Source organism: Chitinophaga silvisoli (assembly GCF_003412465.1).
Taxonomy (GTDB): Bacteria; Bacteroidota; Bacteroidia; order Chitinophagales; family Chitinophagaceae; genus Chitinophaga; species Chitinophaga silvisoli.
Genome location: NZ_QTJV01000004.1, coordinates 560323 through 577339, shown reverse-complemented (window position 1 = coordinate 577339; position 17017 = coordinate 560323). Strand labels below are relative to the sequence as shown.

The 17017-nt window shown below is 40.4% G+C and carries 14 protein-coding genes and 1 pseudogene; 6 read left to right on the top strand and 9 right to left on the bottom strand.

The genetic code is table 11. The annotated features are described in order from the left end of the window. Positions 1-48: 48 nt before the first annotated feature. The 3 genes from DXN04_RS14460 to DXN04_RS14450 all read right to left on the bottom strand — a co-directional run bounded on the left by DXN04_RS14460 (position 49) and on the right by DXN04_RS14450 (position 6035). A complete protein-coding gene (locus DXN04_RS14460) occupies positions 49-1686 on the bottom strand; it encodes a RagB/SusD family nutrient uptake outer membrane protein (protein ID WP_116854061.1) in 1638 nt (545 codons plus the stop codon). A 27-nt stretch (positions 1687-1713) separates the two neighbouring features. Then, positions 1714-4746, bottom strand: a complete 3033-nt coding sequence (locus tag DXN04_RS14455) for a SusC/RagA family TonB-linked outer membrane protein (RefSeq protein ID WP_199415043.1) — start codon at positions 4744-4746, stop codon at positions 1714-1716. Positions 4747-5474: 728 nt separating this feature from the next. Next, positions 5475-6035: a hypothetical protein gene (locus DXN04_RS14450; protein ID WP_116854059.1), complete on the bottom strand. Its 561-nt coding sequence runs from the start codon at positions 6033-6035 to the stop codon at positions 5475-5477. Between the two features lie 189 nt (positions 6036-6224). Here DXN04_RS14450 and DXN04_RS14445 point away from each other — a divergent pair, with 189 nt between their 5' ends. Beyond that, positions 6225-6689 carry a DUF6265 family protein gene (locus tag DXN04_RS14445; RefSeq protein WP_116854058.1) on the top strand — a complete coding sequence of 155 codons (465 nt, stop codon included), beginning with the start codon at positions 6225-6227 and terminating at the stop codon, positions 6687-6689. Between the two features lie 78 nt (positions 6690-6767). Here the strand turns inward: DXN04_RS14445 and DXN04_RS14440 are convergent, their stop codons facing one another. Beyond that, positions 6768-7277 carry a magnesium chelatase subunit ChlI family protein gene (locus DXN04_RS14440; RefSeq protein WP_116854057.1) on the bottom strand — a complete coding sequence of 170 codons (510 nt, stop codon included), beginning with the start codon at positions 7275-7277 and terminating at the stop codon, positions 6768-6770. Between the two features lie 23 nt (positions 7278-7300). Here DXN04_RS14440 and DXN04_RS14435 point away from each other — a divergent pair, with 23 nt between their 5' ends. Continuing rightward, positions 7301-7720, top strand: coding sequence for a helix-turn-helix transcriptional regulator (locus tag DXN04_RS14435; RefSeq protein ID WP_199415042.1), 420 nt, complete (start codon positions 7301-7303; stop codon positions 7718-7720). 131 nt (positions 7721-7851) lie between these two features. On the opposite strand, the gene DXN04_RS14430 is transcribed toward DXN04_RS14435, so the two are convergent. From DXN04_RS14430 to DXN04_RS14415, 4 genes are all read right to left on the bottom strand, one after another. After that, a complete protein-coding gene (locus tag DXN04_RS14430) occupies positions 7852-8763 on the bottom strand; it encodes a DUF2726 domain-containing protein (RefSeq protein ID WP_116854056.1) in 912 nt (303 codons plus the stop codon). Positions 8764-9081: 318 nt separating this feature from the next. Next, positions 9082-11067 (bottom strand): coiled-coil domain-containing protein, encoded by a 1986-nt coding sequence (locus tag DXN04_RS14425; protein WP_116854055.1) that lies wholly within the window; start codon positions 11065-11067, stop codon positions 9082-9084. Beyond that, complete coding sequence (locus DXN04_RS14420; RefSeq protein ID WP_116854054.1) at positions 11057-11560, bottom strand: ABC-three component system middle component 4; 504 nt, start codon at positions 11558-11560, stop codon at positions 11057-11059. Before DXN04_RS14420 ends, DXN04_RS14425 begins: the two co-directional genes overlap by 11 nt. A 1-nt stretch (position 11561) precedes the next feature. Further along, positions 11562-12800 (bottom strand): ABC-three component system protein, encoded by a 1239-nt coding sequence (locus DXN04_RS14415; RefSeq protein WP_116854053.1) that lies wholly within the window; start codon positions 12798-12800, stop codon positions 11562-11564. A gap of 663 nt (positions 12801-13463) precedes the next feature. Between DXN04_RS14415 and DXN04_RS35775 the strand changes: the two are divergent. Then, positions 13464-13571, top strand: a pseudogene (locus DXN04_RS35775) (hypothetical protein); the annotation flags it as partial. A 334-nt stretch (positions 13572-13905) separates the two neighbouring features. On the opposite strand, the gene DXN04_RS14405 reads toward DXN04_RS35775, so the two are convergent. Beyond that, positions 13906-14244 (bottom strand): hypothetical protein, encoded by a 339-nt coding sequence (locus DXN04_RS14405; RefSeq protein WP_116854051.1) that lies wholly within the window; start codon positions 14242-14244, stop codon positions 13906-13908. A 278-nt stretch (positions 14245-14522) separates the two neighbouring features. Between DXN04_RS14405 and DXN04_RS34780 the strand changes: the two genes are divergently transcribed. The 3 genes from DXN04_RS34780 (at position 14523) to DXN04_RS14395 (ending at position 16775) form a co-directional block, all read left to right on the top strand. Beyond that, entirely contained in the window at positions 14523-14687 is a 165-nt protein-coding gene (locus tag DXN04_RS34780) for a hypothetical protein (protein ID WP_158569016.1), read from the top strand. Between the two features lie 223 nt (positions 14688-14910). Then, positions 14911-16281: a DNA-processing protein DprA gene (locus DXN04_RS14400; protein WP_116854050.1), complete on the top strand. Its 1371-nt coding sequence runs from the start codon at positions 14911-14913 to the stop codon at positions 16279-16281. After that, positions 16269-16775 (top strand): HAD family hydrolase, encoded by a 507-nt coding sequence (locus DXN04_RS14395; RefSeq protein WP_116854049.1) that lies wholly within the window; start codon positions 16269-16271, stop codon positions 16773-16775. The genes DXN04_RS14400 and DXN04_RS14395 overlap by 13 nt, the downstream gene beginning before the upstream one ends. Positions 16776-17017: the final 242 nt, after the last annotated feature.

The window sequence follows — 17017 nt, the reverse complement described above, 5'->3', positions numbered from 1 at the left end:
AAAAGCCTGTATCAGGAATGATACAGGCTTTTTCTATTTCAATCTCTATTAGTAGCCTGGATTTTGTGTCAGGTTTGGATTCAATTTGATTGCATTTGTTGGGATTGGGAATATGCGGTGATTGACATCATTATCCGTTTTGAAACCCCAGCTATTTTCAAATTTACCAAAGCGGATCATATCATTTCTATGCCATGCTTCCATTGCGAACTCCCTGGTTCTTTCATTGTAGATAGAATCGAGGGTGATATTTGTCCAGCCTGGGCTGGTGGTACGTTGAGCTCTGATCTGGTTGACCAGGTTCAGTGCAGTAGCACCATTGGTAGGGCTACCACCGCGGAGGATGGCTTCGGCTTTCGTAATCAGGATATCAGCATATCTGAATACAGGGATATCGTTATTCTGGTTACGGTTAGGAGAAGTAGGATCAGGATAGAACTTGATGTTACGATAACCCATGTTCCATGCTACTTCGTCATTTCCACAGTCAAAGAGTTCAGTGCTTTGTCTCAGTATAACATCTGGTGTGATATCTAACTGGTAGGTGTAAGGAGCGTTGTTACCGGCATAGGTAATAGCGTCATAACCTGCATAGGTAGTGGTGATGGTGATAGGTGTACCATCCTGTTTGAATTGTTTACCATGCAGCCATTGGCCATTACGTACGTCATTCGCATCGTAGAAATAGGCGTAGAAAGAAGGTATAGTACTTCTTGGTGCACCTGGTACAAATGGGATGTTGAAGTAGTTGTAACCTGCACCGGGAGCAACATTACCCATAGAGCGTGGCACATCGTAACGGCTGTTGAGACTCACACCTCTGAAAGGCCATGAACCATTATTGAAGTTCGGATCGTAAGGAACGGCGAAGATAAATTCAGGTGTAGCAGGACCATTGTTATACTTGAACATATCCAGGTAGTTGCCAATGCCGGCTAATGTATACATGTTTGAATTAATGATACTATCACAGGCGGTGATACAATCGTTGTAACGTTGGGTACCGGTATAATATTCAGCATTCAGGTACAATTTAGCCAGCAGGGCAAATGCCATGAACTTATTGGCTCTGCCGTAGGTAGAGACACCGGTTGCTCTGCTGAGGTAGGGCAATGCATTGAGGATTTCTCTTTCGATGAAGCTGAAGGTTACGGTGCGGTCTACATTAGAATGCGGGGTATAATCGCCAGCCACGGTATCGAGGGGAACCCGTCCGTAGTTGTCCATCATCCAGAAATAAGCCAGTGCACGTACCATTTTGATTTCAGCCAGGTGCCTGTTTTTGGTATCACCTTCGCTTTCTGTTTTGCCGAGGATATCGAGGGTTTGGTTGGATACACCAATGATGGTGGAGAGCCATGTCCAGTTACCGTTTACATATCCATTGTCCCTGGTCCAGGTGTGGTAGTGCATTTGTACGTTTTGTCCACCATCGTACCAGTTACCACCACGGGCAGGGAAGATTGTTTCGTCTGTACTTAAGGAGTTTTGCATTGCCCATTCTACGGCAAAGTTACCTCTCAGCACGACATATACGGGACCGGCTGCGGTAATAAAGGAAGCAGAGTCCTGTGGGTAAGTATCAGTGGTCAGTTCGGTCGTAATGGGCACGTCTAACTTATGACACGCAAAGCTTGCAGCGACCAATACTGATGAAAGGAAATATTTTATGATTGAGCGTTTCATACTTCTCATTTGTTTAATTGATAAATATTAGAGGGCCAGGTTTGCGCCGATTAGGAAGGTGCGTGTTTTGGGGTAGAAGTTATTATAGTCTACGCCAGGTGCGATACCTCCCTGATTCACTTCAGGATCTACGCCTTTATATTTAGTAATTACGAAGAGGTTGTTTACAGAAAAGTACAATCTCAGTTTTTTGATAGTAGGATTGATATTTCCGAAAGTATAAGCTAAGGTAGCGTTATCAAATCTCAGGTAGCTACCTGGTTCAATAAAGCGTGAAGAGTATTTGTAAGAGTTAGCATCGCTGGTAGATTCATCTTTCGCATCTGCCAGGATGTTGGAGTATTGTGCTGTAGAGGGACGGAACAGGTCAGCGCGGGTAGCATTGAAGATCTTGTTGCCATACACACCTCTTACGAACACGTTCAGATCCCAGTGTTTGTATTTGAAGGTGTTTGCCCATCCGTAGAGCAGTTTAGGCTGTGCACTGCCGAGGTAGTGGTAGTCGGTTCCATTGATAGGGGCGGTGGTAGTAGAACCATCACCAGCTATGTATTGGGACATACCGCTGGCGTTTTTACCTGCATATTCGAAGGTAAAGAATTGGCCGAGTGGGTGGCCTGTTTTCAACAACTGGAGACTTGCACCGGACTGTGAAGCACCTTCAGGATAGGCAACCGCTACTGAGTCGCCTCCGGAGAACAGTGGGTTTCTCAGGCTGGTGATCCTGTTTTTGTTGCTGGCGAGGTTCAGGGTAGAGTTCCAGCTGAAGTCGTGGCCTTCAACGATGGCAGCGGACAGGCTTAACTCAATACCTTTGTTGTTCATGCTACCACCGTTTGCCACGATAGAACCGGTTGGTACCAGTGCAGGGTTTACGGAGTAAGACCAGATCATACCGGTGGTATTTTTGTTATACACTTCCAGTGAACCTGTTAACCTGCTTTTCAGGATAGCGAAGTCCAGGCCGATGTTGGTAGTGGCTGTTTTTTCCCATTGCAGGTCAGCATTTTGTGCCTGGGTAGGACCGAATGCGCCGAGGGTGGAACCATTATAGTAGAAGCTACCGTTGCTACCGATGATATATTGAGCGGAGAATGCGCTGAAACCACTTGAGTTACCGGTAACACCGTAGCTGGCCCTGAATTTCAGGTCATTGAACAGTTGTTGGTTTTTCATGAATGGTTCCTGTGAGATGCGCCAGCCGATACCTACAGAAGGGAAGTAACCCCATCTGTGATTAGCACCGAATACGGAGCTACCATCATGACGGATGGAACCTTGTAATAAGTATTTTTCTTTGTAGTCGTAGTTGACGCGGGCGAAGTCGGAGATCAGTTTTGTTTCCTGGTATACGCCATCAGAACCGAGGTTGATTTGCGTAGAGTAAGCATAAGGATTGCTCAGTGCCAGGTTTTTAAAGCTTGTGTTGTCAACAGCGAAGTTGTAGGTAGTAGTAGAGAAACCGTCACCGATTACATTGCTTTGCCAGGAGTAGCCTGCTACTGCGTTGATATTATGATTACCGAAGTGTCTGTTCCAGGTCAGGAAGCTTTCCAGGATTTTATACGTGTTGGTATAAGAAGACCTGGTAGCCTGGCCGTTAGTACCGAATGTTTGTTGACTGTGGCCATATCCGGCTGGATCTGGGTTGTCGTACATTCCATTGTACTTGCTGGTGTAGTACTTACTAAGATATTGACCACCCAGTGTGGATACATTCATGTAAGACGCACTGAGGTCGTATGAGAATCCCCAGGGCAGTTTCACATTGGTTGTAAAGTTGGCAGAGAAGTTATTGTTTTTGGTAACCATTTCGCTGTTGTTCAGCATGGCAACAGGGTTGTAGTAGTTGCTATACTGAAGGTTTTCGAAGTAGGTACCATCCGCGTTTTTCACTGGAGAAACGGGGAGGTAGAGGGCAGATTGCAGGAGGATGGTATTTCTGTAAGGAAGGTCCTTTGCATTGCTGATAGAGTTAGAGATATTCAGTCCGAACTTCACATTATCGTTCAGTGCATATTGTTCCACGGCCAGTCTGGCGATCATACGTTCCAGAGAGGTTTTCTGGATAATACCTTCTTTATTGGCATAGTTGAGGGTAGCGACGTAGTTACTATGATCGGTACCGCCACTGAAAGCGATATTATGGTTTTGTGAAACGGCGGTTTCTCTCTCGATTTCTTTCTGCCAGTTGGTATGTGCGCCCAGGTCGTCGTTAGGAGAGAAGCCGGATCCATTCTTGGTAAGGAAGGAGCGTAGTTCATCGGCGCTCATCACTTTGAGGTTGCTGGAGATTTTTTCGGCACCTACGTAGCTGTTATAGCTAACAGTGAGGTTACCGGATTTTCCTTTGCGGGTGGTCACGATGATAACACCGGCAGAGGCTCTGTTACCATAGATAGCGGTAGCGGCAGCATCTTTCAGTACTTCGATATTGGTGATATCGTCTGGTGCGATGAGGGAGATATCCATCCCTGGTACACCATCAATCACGTAGAAGGGTGTCTGGGAGGAGTTGAGGGTGGAGGTACCGCGGAGGATAACGGCAGCGGGTCTGTTAGGGTCACCGCTGGCGGTAATGTTGAGGCCTGGAACTTTACCCTGGAGGAGTTGTCCGAGGTCGGTGATGGCACCTCTGTTGAGATCACCGGGCTTCACGGATGTGATGGCGCTGGTGAGTGCTGCTCTCTTTTGTTTACCATAACCTACGATGGCGACATCGTTTAGTTGGGTAGCGCCGGTAGAGAGAACAATGTTGAGGGTAGTATTGTTACCTACTTTAACTTCCTGAGTTTCATATCCCAGGTAAGTGATTACGAGGATATCTTCGGGGGAAGCGTTGATAGTAAATTCTCCTTTTTCGTTGGTGTTAGTTCCTTTTTTAGTGGCTTTAACCATGATGGTCACACCGATCATTGCTTCACCGTTAGCTGTGGTAACTCTACCTTTCACCGGTGGACCAAAGCGTGCGTTGGTATTGGTGCTCCCTGGAATGATAGGGAGGGGAGATGCGCTGGCTTGGATCTGAATCCCGGCAGTCAACAGTAAGAATGATACCATTCTTACTGTGGTCCCTGGTCTAAACTGCAATCGATTGCAATTTCTGCGAATAGCAGGCAGCTTCATAGTTTTTCCGTGTTTAGGTTTATAAATAGTTGTTTTGTGCGCACTCTTTAGTTTTGGTTTGGCCAGATACGTGAGTGTAGCAGGCCATGCTGGATGGTATCGTTAGATATTAGCCAGTTTTTGTTCACATTTTTGTTGATAAATAATATAGGAATTCGTCCCTCCTAAATGGAATTCTACAGAGTTATGATGTACACCACTTCCTTATTAGTTGCGGTTGTCTCAGGCGTTTCCCCGCGTCGTCCACTGTCGATTGGTTGTTTTTTTCTTCGGTATATCTTCCTATTAACTATGGAATTCGGTTTGAAGATAATGAGAATATTTAAATTCTTTATTTTTTTTTGAAAAAAATGATTTGGGGGTGAATTATGTGTAGGAGGTACATAAATGTCTGCGGAACACTTAATTTGATCTTCGAGATTATATAGTAATAAAAAGAATAATGTTTGATTGTGGGGGGAAATTTAAATATATGGGTGTGATGTTGGAGTTGGATTTATTTAGAAATTATTGATAGGTTATTTTGTGCATTTTATCAAAGGAAGGCTGGATAATGGGGTAAGAGAGAAATTACAATTAAAATGCAATAGTTGTGCTGGAATGGCTTCCTTTTTCAATAGATCGAAATCCTGGAATTATTACATAAGATATTCAATGAAGGCTTATCCAGCCATAGAAAGGTTATCAAATCTTAGTTGTCCGTTTACGATGTTGAACTGATAAATATAAGCGTATTCGCCTCCATTTTCATCCTCACCTCCTTTGGAATGGCCAATGATACTCAGTGTTAGTTTTCCTGTATCCGCATCATACTTTGCCAGCATGTAATAGAAGTTTATCTGATCATCTGAAAATTCAGGAGTTGACGTTTCTCCAATTTCCTGAAGATCTTTCGTCTTTAATTTAAGAAAGGATGTGATGAACTTCTTATGAAAAATCTGATCAAAATAGAGCGTAAATAGTTCTTCTGTCAGGGGATAATGCTTTTCCGCTAATTTTTCAAGATGCGTTTGCGTCGTTCCTTTAGCATTCATTGAGGCCGCGGTCCAGAAATGAGGTCCAGGATCAGAGATGGGAAGTTTAAAGAATTGTTTTGTCTTTGCTTTATCTCTTTGGTATACGGCATCTCTGAATGTTCTCAGTTGTTCTCCCAGGGATTGGGCGAAGGTGTTTGTGGTGTTGGCAAACAATAGGAAAACCAGGAATAGAAATGTCTTTTTCATATTGTATAAGGGTTCGGATAACAAAATAATAAAAAGGACAGATAGAAGCTGATTTTTTCTAGTTTAATTGACTGGGAGGAATGTTGAATTTGATTTTAAAATGATAAGGATATGATGCGAAATGTAGAGTAGTTATATTTATCGCGGCATACAGCCCCAAATTTGTATATTGAGTAATAATAATTATCTATGTATTTGTTGTTTCCCATCGCTATTCTATTATCTGTTTTTTTTACTCCAAAGGTTTCCATCCAGGATTTAGGTTGGTTACAGGGTACCTGGCAGCAGGATAAGCAAAACTATACCCTTTATGAGAGCTGGCATAAGCAGGATGACAGTACCATGGTGTCAGCCAGCTATTACCTGAAAGGAAAGGATACCATTTGGCTGGAGCGTGTAAGGCTGGAACAGAGGCTGGATAAGCTGACTTACATTGCCGCTGTCAACGGGCAGAATAACGAACAGCCTGTGGGTTTCACCTTAGTCGAAGGTAATGCTACGCGGCTGGTATTTGAGAACCCGGATCATGATTTCCCGCAGAGAATTACCTATACCTTCCATGCACCGGATTCCCTGATTGCTGAGATTTCCGGCACCTTGAAAGGGAAAGCTGTCAAACGACAGTTCCCGATGAAGCGTATGCAGGTTAAGTAATTATTTGCCGCTTTAGGTTTACGTGTTGTTTCCCGACTACCTGGTATGTGAATTACGGCATTCAATGGGCATAGACCTCTATATCCAATAATTTTCTCTGTCCAGGCTGCGGAAATGGATGGCTTCTGCGATGTGATCGGATTGGATCTTTTCGCTTTGGGCTAAGTCGGCGATGGTGCGGGAGACTTTTAAGATCCGGTCGTAGGCGCGGGCCGAGAGGTGTAATGTTTGCATGGCTCTTTTGAGGAGGTCTGCGCAATCAGCATCCAGCTGGGCTACTTTTTTTAATAATGAAGCATGCATTTGTGCATTGTTGTAAATGCCTTTGTGCCGGGCGAATCTTTGTTTCTGGATGTTTCGGGCGGCGATGACTCTTTCCCTGATTTTATTGCTGGATTCTGATGTGGATAAGCTGGTTAATTCCTGGTGGGAGACCGGGGTGACTTCTATGTGTAAGTCGATCCGGTCCAGGAGGGGGCCGGAGATTTTGCGCATGTAACGTTGTACCATGCCCGGGCCGCAGGAGCAGGATCTTTCAGGGTGATTGAAGTAGCCACAGGGGCATTGATGCGTTGCCTTTTTCCACATTCTGCAAGAAAATACCTAAGCCTTTGAATCAAAGATATGTAGAGAATCCTAAGACTTTAAACGAGAAAATGCTTAATAAACGGTTGGAAAAGAGAATGTTACAAAAGGAAGTTGCCAATTTTATAGGTGTAACAGAAGATTGTGTAACACTGTGGGAGAATAATCGGTCAAAGCCTATGGTAAAATACTATCCCAAAATCATAGAGTTTTTAGGTTATTTTCCATTTGAAATCGATATTTCCTGCCTTGCAGGTAAAATTAAATATTATCGTTACATTAAAGGGTTTTCCCAGGAGGATCTTGCTAAAAATTTGGGAGTTAATGAATCAACGGTTTTCCACTATGAAAAAGGGAGCCATAAACCTAAAGGCAGATTGCTTCAGATTCTAACTTTGTTACTTTCTGAAGTAGATCGGCATATAAAAAATAATGTCCGCATATAACGTTTAACTCCTATTAAATACAAAGATTATCTCCGCGCGCAAGAGAACTGAGAAAAAAACTTATTAGATTGGCTCAATTAAAAGAGAGATTTCTGTAAATGCCCACTTTGTTATCTTGCAATTATCAGCAATCAATACCTGACCCATTCGGCTTTTTCCCTGGCTTCCGACCAGTTTTTCCAGTCAAAACCTAGGGCTTTCTTAGCTTTCATAGCAAGACAATATTCGCCAATGGTATTGAGTAGGAATAATGGATCATTTGTAGATACTCCTGCTTGTCTTATGCTGACATTTACCGAAAGTAGCCTTTTAGTAAACATCTCACCTTCAATAGTTTCTATATCAATATTGAGGTTAAAAGATGCACTAAGATTTCCATATTCGTCAGGCTTTGCGAAATAAAATTGCGTGCCCCAATGCGGAAATTTTTTGGTTAATTCAAGTATCTTTCTTTTTATAGGATTGGCTCTTTCACTCATTATTTCTATTTCAATCATCGCATCATCAACTGAGTCTTGTCCGCCATAATTATAGGCTTCAGCGAGCATGTCAGTATACTTTCCAAAGTTTTGGGCATGTTCACTTTTCTCTATGGCATCGGCAATGATCACATCTAAGATATTGATCATTTGTTCGCTTTCCTCTAAAAGGTCGCATTCCTGATACGAAACAACCACGGCAGGTATATTGAAATCTCGACATGCTTGAAGTTTGGTTTTCATTTTCAATTTGCGGTATGGATCATATCGAAATGTTTTTTGGGTGAAATACTCCGCATCCCTTGAAAATCCGCCTGATACCCCATCAAATTCGATTACCAATAATGGCGTGTGGTTATTGATGTCGCAAACCACAAAGTCAAAACTGGTTGTAAGCAGGAAATTTTTTGCGCCAGTCTTCATATCTGACTTCATGATTTCATCATAGCCAAACACGTTCCTAGGCGGCAGTTGCGGAAAAACATCTAAATATTTGCTCCAATAGGTCTTTAACCTTTTGAAAAGCTTTTCCTCTCCTTTGCTATCGAAAATAGATTTCCTCATTGCCAACTATAAAATTCTAATCTACGATTTTTTTGCTAATATCTTTAGTTTAAACATTGGTGATTTAACCATATGGAATTTACCTAACTGCTGATAAGAACGAAGTAATATCGGCGAAAGAGAGAATTAGGTTAAAAAAGTGATTTTTAAGTAATAGATACAATAGAAAGTAGATCCTATGTCACCATTTATTACAATACAGTCCGTCTTCAGGCTACCGCCCAATCACTGCGTAAAGGTTGGTAAAATTTGTTTATCACTCCCATATTTTCAACACCTGTTGAGATTATGTCCTATTGTTGTTGTTTCCCGAAATTATTATATATCAAAAGATCTAGCATCGTCAATAAATCCTATTGGTAACCCTCCTAATCCCGTACTACTGAATTCTTTTACAACATTTAAGCGTAGCTTTTCCTGGATTACAGAAGGAATATCATTGTCGACGACGATGATCTGAATATCTTCTCTGTCCTTGCAAAGCTTTAAAATGTAGTTGTAAATATTCAGATACTTTGTAGGATCGCTTGCTCCGAAGCCCTCACTGTTATCCTCCGTTGGATTTGTATCCCCAAGGTATCGGGGTGAAGTTTTTCCAAGATATTTACCAATAGTATCAATCATGAGAAAGTTGGGATGGTTTGTTGTTGTTTCCAAACCATTTTTTAGAAGGCTTATAAAATAACCAACAGACACAAGCGTTCTAACACCTCCAGATGTCAATTTATGATATTCTATGTTTCTAACAATTGGCATGAATGTCCTTTCATTTACCGAAATACCGGTAACATTGTTCATTTTGCATTTAATAAGAAAGTCATTTAGTATATCAGCCAATCTGGCTGTGATTTTTTCGGTGGTCGGAGTCGATGCCTTCAGCTCTTCAAGATCCTTATGAAGTTTTGTGAGTTCCAGGTCCAACTTAGCTGACTGGTTGGAAATCTCGTTGAGCTGGTTCCTTATCTTTAAAGTATATTCGATCTGATCTATCCTCTCGAGAAGCTGTGCCCTGACAATGGTGTAACCATCTCTTTGTGATAGGTAAGGGCTGATTATCTCGCTTGTGCCCGCATCGAGAAGTACATTTACCTTCTCAAGCTCTTTATTAAGTTCAGCAATACTTATCTCAGAAAGAATAATTTCGTTTCTGCTTTCATCAATAAGTTTGGCGATCCCCGACATGCGGTTCTTTACACTTTTGATTTCCTTTTCAAGAAGTTCTGTTCCCGACTGTTGGAATTTTTCCGAAATGCTTGATACACGCAGGGCGTTATCGCAAACAGGACAGGGGGTTTCTAAATCATGTGCAAGATCGTGCCGTGATGCTCTTATGGCTGTATCAAGTTTGTTGATATCCTGTAGGTAATCATTTTTAAGCAGTATATGCTGGCGCATCTGGATGTTTAGATTTTCTATTTTTTCTCTTTCGGCCTTTATGCGCTTTTCCAAATCCTCCTTAATATTTCTTAATTCATCCAGCCCACGGGTATCAGCTTTCATATTCTGATTGATGGACTCTATCTGTTCATTAAGTAAGTTTACATTTTCTTTCATTCTTGCTCGCTCAGCATTGAGATCCTCTTTCGTTTTTAGATTCGTTTCTCTAAAGAACGTTGATATTGTCTTGTAGTTCTGTTCAAGTGCCTTCTGTGCCGTACTCTTTTCAGAGATCAACGCGTTCAATTCTGCGATGTTTATATCAAGCAGGTTGTGAATAAACTTAAATGTCTCTTGGTTCTTAATGGCCACAGCGAAATTAGCGCTATCTAGTAACTGTTTGCTACCAACATCATCTTGGCTCAGGATATTAAACTTTAATATATCCCTGAAACTTAACCTAATCATTTTCGAATCCGATTTGCTCGGAGCCTGCTTTATTTCAATCTTAGGGATGCTCAACGCATCCAGAAAAAAATCAGATATAAATCCTTCATCTGCACGTCGTGAGAAGTTTGGCGAGTACTCTTTAGGAAAAACATTGCCCATATCATCTATTGTGGAGCTATAGACCTCGACATTCTTATTCGGCTCGAAAATGTCGCGTTGTATGGTATAGATCTTTCCATTTAGACTTACTTCCAAAAGACAATATTTACCGCTGCTCCTAAGTTCATCGTACATGTCAATATCATGCCCACCTAGACAATAGTCGATTAGATCAAGTATACTAGATTTTCCAGTATCAGAATCACCATTGATAATATTGAGCCCTGTATGGAAGAAAATTGTATAGTCTTTTCTTATACCCACCACACGAAGTTGGTTGATAATAATTGTTGGTGATTTTGTCTCGTTATTTGCCATAGGTGTATGGTTTTATCAAGTTTAATAGGTCTTTGTAGCTTTCTGAGCTGAGGTGGCTAAGGTTACCAGATATAATGTGAAGTCTATCGGTATAAGAAGTCTCGATACTTTCAAGGTACATTACACCATTTTCCGCTATGGTGTAATATGGTATGTTAGCTACCAGGGAAACATTTGCAAATTTTCTAGCAATCATGATTTTCAATACTTCCTTAGTTTCGGAAAACGAATGTAAGCTGTAAGTATTCGGGAACTTTGTAGAAATTGAATTTTGCTCAATTTCATCAGCTACAAAGGTGGACCTTTTCTCCATGTCGATAAGTATCCTGAACAATATATAAGGGTGTTCTATAAGGAAGACAAACGCCGATATTTTGTCCAAAGAAAGTATTGGATTATTGGCTCTGTTAGTGGAATTATGTTTAAGGATAATCAACAAACGTATTATCTGTATGTCGAGTTCCTTATCGGGGTAGATAAATGATAGTGCCATTTTATGACTGTCCCTTTTTAAATGCTTCTATTGTATCGTTATTATGATCCTTACCCCACCAGATATCCTTACTGGAATTGTTGGAAAGCTGGTGCAGCATACCTGTCTTGTGAATAAAAGAGATCCTTTCCAAAGTTTTCAGAACGCCATTATCCTCCTGTCTGATTTGATCATGGATGTGGGCTACAAGTTCGTTTCCATCCTTCAGTTTACCGGCAGTCAAAAGTGCATAGGCATTATTATAAAGGATTTCGATCCTGCTTATGAGATCGTCAAAATTGCTTTGTGAAATTACCTTTCTCTGTAGGCCGACCTTTCTAATAAACTCCGCATTATAAAATGAGGTTTTGGCTGTATGGATGCTTTTTTCGTGTACGTCCGCCACTAGAAGCTTGAGTACGAAAAACTCATCGTTGAAAGTATCGCTATCTGGAAGTGAGCGGACTGTAAGCGCATTGTCTACTTCCGCTTCTGATACTACTTCCAACAGAATTTGTTCGGCTGCTTTATAGATGGATGACTGATTTGAAGACGGTTTTGCAATATTCTCATGGTCTGCCTCAAAAAATTTTGCGATCTGTTTTTCATTAGACACACCTAATGCGCTATTCTGTTGGACGACTAGGTCGTATTTACCATAGAAATAAATAATCTGGGGCAACCTCTCCGTTTTGTCCTGAATCCAATTATTACTAAGCTTTGTTGTTATATCGCTCAAGGGAGCAAGGTCATTTATTTGGGCATGTGATGCGACTAACCTTACGATCGTCGCAATGCTGCTACCGATATGTGGTACTGCAAGCGAGATAAGCTTACTGATATTTATTGTCGATTCCTTTTCGACCAGCTTCAGTGCAGCACATTTTGCTATCAGTCCGCCTAAGCTGTGGGCGATTACGACAATTTTTTTATAGTCATTACAGTGAACCTCAAGCTCGGTCACCAGAATATCGCTTATACTTTCTACATCCAGGTTTAGCTCAACCTGACCACTTTTTATATTTGTCAACTTATTAAACAGCTTACCCAGCAGTTTTACACGGACTGGGCTAAAAATTTTAGAATAATAGTCGAACAATCCTATGTCATAGTTTTTTTTCACGATACTATTAGAAAATAGTAATTGTGGAAACGTTTGGCCCTTTTCATTCATCCAAGTTGACTCATCTCCTGTCAGGCCATGTATAAATAGTATAAGGTTCTTTTTCCGCCTTTTTCCGTTTTCGAGTATTTTGATCATGTGGTGCTAATTAAGCAATTGAAACCGAGCTATTTGATAAGATGCTGTTCAACCGAAAAATGTTGATTTTCAAGGAAATTTCAACAAATAGTGGGCTTGGACTTGTGGAAAATTTGTTGAGCGTCAATATTCTATAGATTTTAATTGCTGCGAAATATATTGAATTTACTTTGGTATAACAAATGATTGTTGAAGTAGTAATTTCCGTACTATATTTACAATGTAGACTTGCCTACGAGTTTTTATAAGTTTTCGATGTGTTTACTTCTGATCAACAGTAAGTCTAGATTATCTTCCCAGTAGCTTCATGGTTGTAACTGTTACCCATTTTCATGAATGCGTTGCCTTTTTCCACATTTTCCAAAATTGTACCTAAGCCATTTGGAGACAAATATTTAAAGAGTCCTAAGACTTTAAATGAGAAAATTCTTAATAAGCGGTTGGAAAAGAGGATGTTACAAAGGGAAGTTGCCAATTTTATAGGGGTAACAGAAGATTGTATGACACTTTGGGAGAATAATCGGTCAAATCCTATGGTAAAATACTATCCCAAAATCATACAATTCTTAGGCTATTTCCCATTTCAAATTGATATTTTCCAGTCTTGCCGGTAATATTAAATATTATCGTTATATCAAAGGGGTTACCTAGGAAGATCTTGCTAAAAAATTGGGAGTTAATGAATCAACAGTTTTCCATTATGAGAAAGGAACCCATAAACCTAAAGCAAGGCTGCGCCAGGTTTTGTCTTTATTGCTTTCGGACGCGTAGATAACATATAAAAAGGTTAATAAAAATGAGTTTGCAGTGATGAATCAGCTTGTCAAGCCGGAAAATTTGCAATACGAACCAGCCACGGCCGAATACATATCAATACTCCTACGCCTATGTTGAAAGCTTAAAGGATATTCTTGATGCTATGACCAGATGAGGGAAAATCACATAAAACAGTGCAGTCTCATTTATGGTGTAAAAGAATTCGTGATAGAAGTCTCTTGCTGAAACAATACTTTCACTTAGCTAGGCTTTATCCACTAATATGTATGAAAAGATAAATTAATATAAAGGATTGCTAGCTTTGACGTTTGATTTCATATTAGCACGGTTATAAATTCTCGAAAAATACCTTAACATCCGTTAGAGGAGTAACGTTGTTAAAGTTAATAACTACGGCTCCCTGAATAGACCCCTCCCTTACCTCTATGTTTCTGGTATCATGGTTATATGCGAAGCATAAAGTTCTATCACCTACTTGGAGCCACAATATGTTTTTCATTTCACCTTCGCGGGACATTACACGAATATTGTCTGTTGTTCTCCAAATTATTCCTCCTGCAATAGCAAGTGCAATTTCATTGACATTTTGGGCGTGGTGGTTTGCTCTGTCCAACACCCCCGAAAGGTATGTTCTGAGAATTTCAATATTATGGATAGTTGTTGCCATATTAATTATTTAAGTATTTTAATAGTCCTTGATTAATCTCTCTCTCTCATTTTTGGAAGTTACATTCTGCTGGTACATCTAGTTGGCCTATATAAAATTACAGCAAAAGTTCATCCGAGCCCTTGCTCTTTGTGTAAAGTCCGCGTTGGGATGAAAATACCAACTAGTGGGTATTTGCCGTATATAAAATTTGCTATAAATTAGATTTAAACAGCTTATGCTATTGTCTGAGTCCTCAAGCCTGATGTTATATCACTAAAACTCCTTAGCCTCAATGTATGAAAAAAACCATTGCCTTTATGATTGTGATGTTATTCTTACTAAAGATTGGCTATTCACAGAAAGCCTATGCCTTTACGCTGGAATCCAAAATGTGGCATAAAACAAATATCAGTATCATCTGGAGCAATCCCCAAACGGGAAACCTACAGAGAATGGGTTGAGGAAGATAAAAAGGACACTTGGTAATTTAAATAACTACAATAATACTTTTTCGGAAATTTATTAAATTAGGTTAATTTTTAGCATTTATAAGCGAGGACCGGACAATGAATCCAGTTGCTTCTTTGACTAAAAAGATATACTAACTCCTTTTGTAGAAACTATTGATAGGGTTTAAGGCTCTTTTAGAGTGGTGAAAAGAATAGAATTGACATTTTAAAGCATATGATTAGTACAGAATACGTTATCGCAATATTACAGCTACCAAAAATAGGAAGGAAAACGGCTGCTCGTTTTCTAGATGCATTGACTTACAATATTAACAATAAAGAGGATCTGTACGATTTTTTAAAGGAACGCACTGTAGGCACCAAGTTACCTGATTATTCTAGGGCTGATATTGAAGCCGCCATTGCAGAGGCAGAAGGCATTGTTTCCTTGTCTGAGAAGCTAGGTGTGAGTATTATTACTTACAAAGATGAATTGTATCCAAAACAATTACTTGAGATTCCAGATTTTCCCATAGTTCTTAGTTACAAGGGCAATATTCAATCGCTATCAGAAAAGCCAAATATTGCTGTAATAGGAACTAGAGAGCCTACAGAGTATGGTGCAAGAATCGGAGAGAGGATTGCAGAGGTTTTCGCTGGATATAAGTTTAACATAGTTTCTGGCTTGGCCATTGGCTGCGATACTGCTGGGCATAAGGGAGCCTTAAAGGGTAAGGGTACTACTACAGCTGTTCTTGCGCACGGGCTGGATCATATTTATCCTAAAGAAAATAGAGAGCTCGCTGACGAGATACTACAAAATGACGGCGTGCTCTTATCCGAATACTTTGTAAAAACCAGGGCACTTTCGAACTTCTTCGTGGAACGCGATCGTATACAAGCCGGGCTTTCTCAATTGGTAGTTGTTGTGGAAACCGGGGTTAAAGGTGGTACCATGCACACGGTTAAATATTGTGAAGAATACAAAAGATCTTTAGTATGTATTGCGCATCCTGACAAATGGTTAAATCATGAAAAGGTGCAAGGGAACCAGATGCTTATTAGAGAAGGCCGTGCATATGGAATTTCTACGCCGGAAGAAATAGATGTACTGTCGTACTTGTTATTGGATAATTATTTTGAAACATCATTTACTAAGGAAATTTACATTAAAAACTTTTATGATGCTTTGGGACACTATTTTGTTTCTTTTCCAGAATTAAAGAAGAAAAGTGTCGAAATTCATACAGGATCAAATAAATCCTCATATTTTTATGAGGCATACAAGTCTATATGTTTAAGAATTGCTGGGGAGTTCAAGTTGGACTTTGGAGTTGATTATGTTCGACCAGTAGACAGCACTAATAGAACAGCTAACAGCCTCTTTAAAGAGCACATATCAGAAAAAGTAAATCAGGTGGCTTTTACGCGAAGAAGGCTTTACAGCACTTTTGCCAAAGAGATACAACACGATTTAATACAGTTATGGGATTTTGTGCAACATACTAACAACCAAAACAACAAAGTAAACCCGTCGGGGGATGATTTATCTAAGACGAAGGGGGGCGAAACTGACGATTCTCAATATAAATTATGGGAGGAGTAATCTTTGACCTTGATCAAACTATTGTAGATAGTTCAATAGCTGAAAAATTTCGCAATACTGGAAAATGGGAACAAGTATACCCGTTAATACGGGATTTCGTTTTGTATCCTGGAGTTCAGGGGGCGTTAGTATATCTTAGGCAGAAGGGAATACCCTTCGCTATTGTTACATCCAGTCCCAGCAAATACTGTGGGAAAATAACTGACCATTTCGATATTATTTGCGACAACAAGGTGTGTTATCATGATACTACCAGACGAAAGCCCCATCCTGATCCTATCAATCTGGCAATCCAGCGGATGGGGGTAGATCCGGGTAAAATTCTTTCCTTAGGTGACCTGCCAAAAGATATTCAAGCATCCAAAGCAGCAGGTGCCATTTCCGTCGCGTGCCTATGGGGTAGTTTTAATACCGCGGCATTACGTGCTTCAGAGCCTCATTATATCGTTGAGCGTTCAGAAGAGCTACCTGATTTTTTAAAAAGGTTTTTTTGACAGGGGCATGTTAGAAAACATGTTAATCTATATTTCTCAACGCCCGACCCTGGAAAGAAGAAAGTTTTTGTTTCGAGCCATAGAAAGGGATATATAGCTTGTGTGAGTGAAATAGTGCTGTAGGTTCTGTTAACCCTTCTGCTCTAAATTTTGTGTAACTGTAGATAGATAAGCCCCATGTTGTTTTAGAACCTCGAATTACATTGTATTGAATCTTGTGATTAAAGAGATAGATAGGTTAT

Excerpts from the sequence above, each read along its gene's own strand:
- DXN04_RS14460 (WP_116854061.1), bottom strand. The coding sequence starts at position 1,686 with ATGAAACGCTCAATCATAAAATATTTCCTTTCATCAGTATTGGTCGCT.
- DXN04_RS14455 (WP_199415043.1), bottom strand. The coding sequence starts at position 4,746 with ATGGTATCATTCTTACTGTTGACTGCCGGGATTCAGATCCAAGCCAGC.
- DXN04_RS14450 (WP_116854059.1), bottom strand. The coding sequence starts at position 6,035 with ATGAAAAAGACATTTCTATTCCTGGTTTTCCTATTGTTTGCCAACACC.
- DXN04_RS14445 (WP_116854058.1), top strand. The coding sequence starts at position 6,225 with ATGTATTTGTTGTTTCCCATCGCTATTCTATTATCTGTTTTTTTTACT.
- DXN04_RS14440 (WP_116854057.1), bottom strand. The coding sequence starts at position 7,277 with ATGTGGAAAAAGGCAACGCATCAATGCCCCTGTGGCTACTTCAATCAC.
- DXN04_RS14430 (WP_116854056.1), bottom strand. The coding sequence starts at position 8,763 with ATGAGGAAATCTATTTTCGATAGCAAAGGAGAGGAAAAGCTTTTCAAA.
- DXN04_RS14425 (WP_116854055.1), bottom strand. The coding sequence starts at position 11,067 with ATGGCAAATAACGAGACAAAATCACCAACAATTATTATCAACCAACTT.
- DXN04_RS14420 (WP_116854054.1), bottom strand. The coding sequence starts at position 11,560 with ATGGCACTATCATTTATCTACCCCGATAAGGAACTCGACATACAGATA.
- DXN04_RS14415 (WP_116854053.1), bottom strand. The coding sequence starts at position 12,800 with ATGATCAAAATACTCGAAAACGGAAAAAGGCGGAAAAAGAACCTTATA.
- DXN04_RS14405 (WP_116854051.1), bottom strand. The coding sequence starts at position 14,244 with ATGGCAACAACTATCCATAATATTGAAATTCTCAGAACATACCTTTCG.
- DXN04_RS34780 (WP_158569016.1), top strand. The coding sequence starts at position 14,523 with ATGAAAAAAACCATTGCCTTTATGATTGTGATGTTATTCTTACTAAAG.
- DXN04_RS14400 (WP_116854050.1), top strand. The coding sequence starts at position 14,911 with ATGATTAGTACAGAATACGTTATCGCAATATTACAGCTACCAAAAATA.
- DXN04_RS14395 (WP_116854049.1), top strand. The coding sequence starts at position 16,269 with ATGGGAGGAGTAATCTTTGACCTTGATCAAACTATTGTAGATAGTTCA.